The organism is Streptomyces sp. SID5785, assembly GCF_009870065.1.
Taxonomy (GTDB): domain Bacteria; phylum Actinomycetota; class Actinomycetes; order Streptomycetales; family Streptomycetaceae; genus Streptomyces.
In genome coordinates this window covers 1-5,298 of the sequence record NZ_WWIA01000335.1, presented here as the reverse complement: position 1 = coordinate 5,298, position 5,298 = coordinate 1, and the positions used below count along the sequence as shown (strand labels likewise).

Annotated in this window: 4 protein-coding genes; 3 read left to right on the top strand and 1 reads right to left on the bottom strand. The window is 73.5% G+C overall.

Annotated elements, in window-relative coordinates; genetic code table 11:
- Nucleotides 1-697: N-formylglutamate amidohydrolase (locus tag GTW43_RS10865; RefSeq protein WP_161301446.1), on the top strand; the 697-nt coding region annotated here is incomplete at its 5' end.
- Entirely contained in the window at nt 690-1,211 is a 522-nt protein-coding gene (locus GTW43_RS10860; protein ID WP_161301445.1) for a flavoprotein, read from the top strand. The genes GTW43_RS10865 and GTW43_RS10860, both read left to right, overlap by 8 nt.
- Here GTW43_RS10860 and GTW43_RS10855 read toward each other — a convergent pair.
- Nucleotides 1,189-2,355, bottom strand: coding sequence for an alpha-hydroxy-acid oxidizing protein (locus GTW43_RS10855; RefSeq protein ID WP_161301444.1), 1,167 nt, complete (start codon nt 2,353-2,355; stop codon nt 1,189-1,191). The two genes, GTW43_RS10860 and GTW43_RS10855, sit on opposite strands and share 23 nt — an antisense overlap.
- A gap of 359 nt (nt 2,356-2,714) precedes the next feature.
- Between GTW43_RS10855 and GTW43_RS10850 the strand changes: the two genes are divergently transcribed.
- Entirely contained in the window at nt 2,715-4,919 is a 2,205-nt protein-coding gene (locus GTW43_RS10850; protein WP_161301443.1) for an MMPL family transporter, read from the top strand.
- The last annotated feature ends 379 nt before the right edge of the window (nt 4,920-5,298 follow it).

Here is a 5,298-nt window from a genome sequence, read left to right as displayed (position 1 = left end):
TGGGCTGCTGCTCGACGACGCGGCGCTGGAGCGGGAGTTGGACCTCATCACCGACGCCCACACCGCACAACTCGCCGCCGCTGCCGCGGGCGCCGCGGCGGTCGCCCCGTGGCAGTTCGTCAACGAGCGCTCGCGTCTGGTCACCGACCCCGAGCGGTTCCCGGACGAGCGCGAGGAGATGCGGGCCGTCGGCATGGGCGCCGTCTACACCCGCACGACGCACCGCGAGCCCCTGCGCCCCGAACCGCCCGCGGACGAACGCGCCCTCATCGACGCGTACTTCACCCCGTACGCCGCGGCCATGACCCGCGCCGTCGAGGACCGGCTCGCCGCGACCGGCCGCGCCGTCATCGTCGACGTCCACTCCTACCCGAGCCGCGCCCTGCCCTACGAACTGCACGGCACGGAACCGCGTCCGCCCGTCTGCCTGGGCACCGACCGCTTCCACACACCGGCCGCCCTGACCGCCCTGGCCCGCGAGGTCTTCGCCCCGCTCGGCGAGAGCGCCTGCGACACACCGTTCGCCGGTGTCTACGTCCCGCTGCGGTACTACCGCGCCGACCCCCGCGTGAGCGCCCTGATGCTGGAGCTGCGCCGCGACGTCTACCTCGACGAGCCCGTCACGCCGCATCGCGGCCTGGACCGCGCCGCCGCCGCGCTCGCCGCCCTCGTGACGGAGGTGTCGACCCGTGGCTGACCCCGCCGCCCCCTTCCTCTACGTCGTCGTGTGCGCGGCCGGGGCCGCCGACGGCGTCGGGGGACTGATCGCCGCCGCACAGCAGCAGGGCTGGGAGGTCGGCGTCATCGCGACGCCCACGGCCTGCGCGGGCGCCTTCTTCGACATCGGTGACGCCGTCGCCCGCACCGGACGTGAGGTGCGCTCGGCGTGGCGCACCCCGGCCGACCCACGCCCCTTCCCGCCCGCCGATGCGATGGTCGTCGCCCCCGCGACCTTCAACACGATCAACAAATGGGCGGCCGGCATCGGGGACACCCTCGCCGTCGCCACCCTCTGCGAGGCGTACGGCGCGGGCGTCCCCGTGCTCGCGCTGCCGTGCGTGAGCGGAGCGCTGGCCCGCCACCCCGCCTACGGGGACAGCGTGCGGCGGCTGCGCGGCATGGGCGTACGGCTGACCGAGGGCGAGTTCGGCTGGGACGCGGCGCGGGCCGCGCTCGCCGCGCTGCCCGTCAGACGCCTCGCGCGACCCTGACGAGGGCCTCGGGGGTGAGGTCGGCGAGCGTCGGGTAGCCGTCGACCGCCATGGTCAGATCGGTCTCCGCGAGCAGCGAGCGCAGCACGTGCACGAGGCCGTCCTCACCCCCGACGGCCAGCCCGTACGCGTACGGCCGCCCGACGCCCACCGCCGTCGCGCCCAGCGCGAGCGCCTTGACAACGTCGGCGCCCGAACGGACCCCGGAGTCGAAGAGGACCGGCAGCCCGTCGGCGGCCTCGACCACGCCGGGCAGGGCGTCGAGTGCGGGCAGTCCGCCGTTGGCCTGGCGGCCGCCGTGGTTGGAGCAGTAGATGCCGTCCACGCCGCCGTCCCGCGCCCGGCGCACGTCCTCCGGGTGGCAGATGCCCTTGAGGACGAGCGGCAGGTCGGTCAGGGAGCGCAGCCACGGCAGGTCGTCCCAGGTGAGCGGGTTGCCGAAGAGGCCGGCCCAGGTCAGCACCTCGTCCTGCGGGTCCGTGGAGGGCTGCAGCTCCCGGAAGCGCGGGTCGGAGGTGTAGTTGGCCAGGCAATGCCCGCGCAGCTGCGGGAAGTTGGCGGTCGACAGGTCGCGCGGACGCCAGCCGGTCACCCAGGTGTCGAGCGTGACGACGATGCCCCGGAAGCCCGCCGCCTCCGCGCGCGCGACCAGGCTCTCGGCGAGGTCCCGGTCGGTGGGCGTGTACAGCTGGAAGAAGCCCGGGGTGTCGCCGAACTGCGCGGCCACGTCCTCCAGGGGGTCCACCGACAGGGTGGACGCCACCATCGGCACCCCGGTGCGGGCCGCGGCCCGTGCCGTCGCCAGATCCCCGTGCCCGTCCTGCGCGCACAGGCCGATCACCCCGACCGGCGCCATGAACAGCGGGGAGCTCAGCCGCTGCCCGAACAGGTCCACCGACAGGTCCCGCTGCGCGGCGCCGACCATCATCCGGGGCACGAGCCCGTACCCCTCGAAGGCCCGGACATTGGCCCGCTGGGTGTGCTCGTCACCGGCGCCGCCCGCCACGTACGACCAGACCGAGTCCGGCAGTGCGGCCCGGGCACGCCGCTCCAGGGAGGCCCAGTCCATCGGCTGCGTGGGCACGACGCCGCGCAGCCCGTCCAGATAGATCTCGAACTGGTAGTCACCGAACTGCGGACTCATCGTGCACCCTTCTGAAGTTGACGCCGGATCCGAGTCGGCGCCGGCGCGCCCAATCTGCCAGGACGCCCCGGAGCGGGCCAAGGGGGGTGTCCGCACGGATACACCCAGAGGTGCAGCGGGTTCCCGTACGGGTGATTCGGGGGGTCTACACGCATCCGCCACGACTCCTCCCCGGGTATGACACCGGGCGGCGGCCGGTACCGCGGGCGTGGGCGCGGACTCGGGCTCAGAGGCTGACCTCCGCGGCGAAAGCCCGGGCGACGATGGAAGCACGATCCTGCCGACCGTCCTGACGTGCAACGACGCATCGCCGGGTGGTCGATCCTGCCTCCGCATCCCCGACGGGAGTCCCCTTCGCCGTGGCTACCTTCCTGTACAAACTCGGGCGGCTGTCCTTCCGGCGCCGCCGCTACGTCGCCCTGTTGTGGGTACTGCTGCTCGGCGGGATCGGCTTCGCGTCGTCGGCCGCGCCCGCCCCGCCCGCGGACAGCTTCTCGATGCCCGGCACCGAGTCGCAGAAGGCCTTCGACCTGCTCGACGAGAAGTTCCCGGCCGCGAGCGCCGAGGGGGCCACGGCCCGTGTCGTGATACGGGCCCCGCACTCCGAGACGCTCACCGACCGGGACGGCCGGGCCGACGTCGACCGGCTCGTGACGGCACTCGGCGCCGGCCCGCAGGTCGCCTCCGTCGCCGACCCCTTCAAGGCGAACGCCGTCAGCAAGGACGGCACGACCGCCTACGCGTCCGTCGCGTACAAGGTCCCCGGGACGGAGCTCACCGACGCCGCGCACGACGCCCTCACCAAGGCCGTCGACGCCGCCCGCGCCGACGGCCTGACCGTCGAGACCGGCGGTGACGCCGTGGAGGCCGAGCAGGAGATGGGCGGCAGCGCCGAGATGGTCGGCATCGCCGTCTCCGCCGTCGTCCTGGTCATCACCTTCGGCTCGCTCATCGCCGCCGGTATGCCGCTGCTCACCGCGATCATCGGCGTCGGCATCGGCGTCTCCGGCATCGCCGCACTCGGCAGCACCCTCAACCTCTCGGGCACGACGTCCACGCTGGCGATGATGATCGGGCTCGCCGTCGGCATCGACTACGCGCTGTTCATCGTCTCCCGCTACCGCACCGAGCTCGCCGAGGGCCGCGAGGGCGAGGAAGCCGCGGGCCGGGCCGTCGGCACGGCCGGATCCGCCGTGGTCTTCGCCGGACTCACCGTCATCGTGGCCCTCGCCGGACTGTCCGTCGTGAACATCCCGATGCTCACCAAGATGGGCCTGGCCGCGGCCGCCACCGTCGCGATCGCCGTCGTCATCGCGCTCACCATGATCCCCGCGCTGCTCGGCTTCGCCGGCCGCCGGGCGCTGCGCCGCAAGGACCGCAAGGCCCCCGCCGCCGCACCCGCCGAGGCCCGGCCGAACCTGGGCACCCGCTGGTCCCGCTTCGTCCTGCGCCGCCCGCTGTCCGTGCTGGTCGTCGCCGTCCTCGGACTCGGCGCGATCGCCGTCCCGGCGGCGAGCCTCGAGCTCGGCCTGCCCGACGAGGGCTCCTCGGCGCCCGACAGCACGCAGCGCAAGGCGTACGACATGCTGTCCGAGTCGTTCGGCGCCGGGTTCAACGGGCCGCTCATGGTGACCGTCGACGGGAGCGGCGCCGCCGCGGCCGCGAAGACGGTCGGTACCTCGCTCAGCAAGGTCGAGGGCGTCGCCGCCGTCACCCCGGCGCAGGTCAACGAGGCGGGCGACACCGCCATCCTCACCGTCGTCCCGACCACCGGACCCAGCGACCACGCCACCGAGGAACTCGTCCGCACGATCCGGGCCGACGCGGGCGCCTGGTCCGCGGACACCTCGGCGGAGATCCTCGTCACCGGCCAGACCGCCATGACCATCGACTTCTCGCAGACCCTCGACGACGCCCTCGTCCCGTACCTGCTGCTCGTCGTGGGCCTCGCGTTCCTGCTCCTGATGCTGGTCTTCCGGTCGGTCCTCGTCCCGCTGAAGGCGGCGCTCGGCTTCCTGCTCTCGGTGGCGGCGGCGCTCGGCGCGGTCGTCGCGGTCTTCCAGTGGGGCTGGCTCGCCGACATCGTGGGCGTCGACCAGCCGGGCCCGATCATGTCGATGATGCCCATCTTCATGATCGGCGTGGTCTTCGGTCTCGCCATGGACTACGAGGTGTTCCTCGTGACCCGGATGCGCGAGGCCTACGTCCACGGGGCGCGGCCCGGCGAGGCCGTCGTGACCGGGTTCCGGCACGGCGGGCGGGTCGTCGGTGCCGCCGCCGTCATCATGATCAGCGTCTTCTCCGGCTTCATCATGGAGAACGACGACATGATCAAGATGATGGGCTTCGGCCTGGCCGTCGCGGTCCTGTTCGACGCGTTCGTCGTCCGCATGGCCATCGTGCCCGCGGTCATGGCGCTCCTCGGCCGCGCGGCCTGGTGGCTGCCGAAGTGGCTGGACCGGCTGCTGCCGAACGTCGACGTCGAGGGCGAGAAGCTGCACCGGGACCTGGACGGGCCCGCGCCCGCCGAGGACGAGCGGGAACTCGAACCCGCACGCGGCTGAACCACCGCACGATGCCCGGGCGCGCACGCCGACGGGTGACGTGCTGAACGGAGTCCGTCAGCTCCTCCTGGACTGCGCCGTGCCGGACCGAGAGTGCTCGGGCCGGCAGGAACGGCGACGGGACAGGGGGAGCTGACGCGTGTCTTCGTGCCCGGCGGCCGATGGTGGTGGTCCGGCGCATGTGACCTGGGCGCAAGCGGCAGCCCCGGTTGAGTACGGGGGCTCAGGCCGCGGCCGGCTCCGCCGCCGCACGATGGGAGCGACCACCCCGGACGTCCCGCCGCCGCGCGGGCCGTGGAGTACGGAGACCTCATGCTCAGCCGCCTCGCCGACATCCTGGTGCCCGCCGCCGGACGCCTGACCGTGAGCGCCGACGACA

Coding starts and splice junctions, on each gene's coding strand:
- GTW43_RS10855 (WP_161301444.1), bottom strand. CDS start 2,355: ATGAGTCCGCAGTTCGGTGACTACCAGTTCGAGATCTATCTGGACGGG.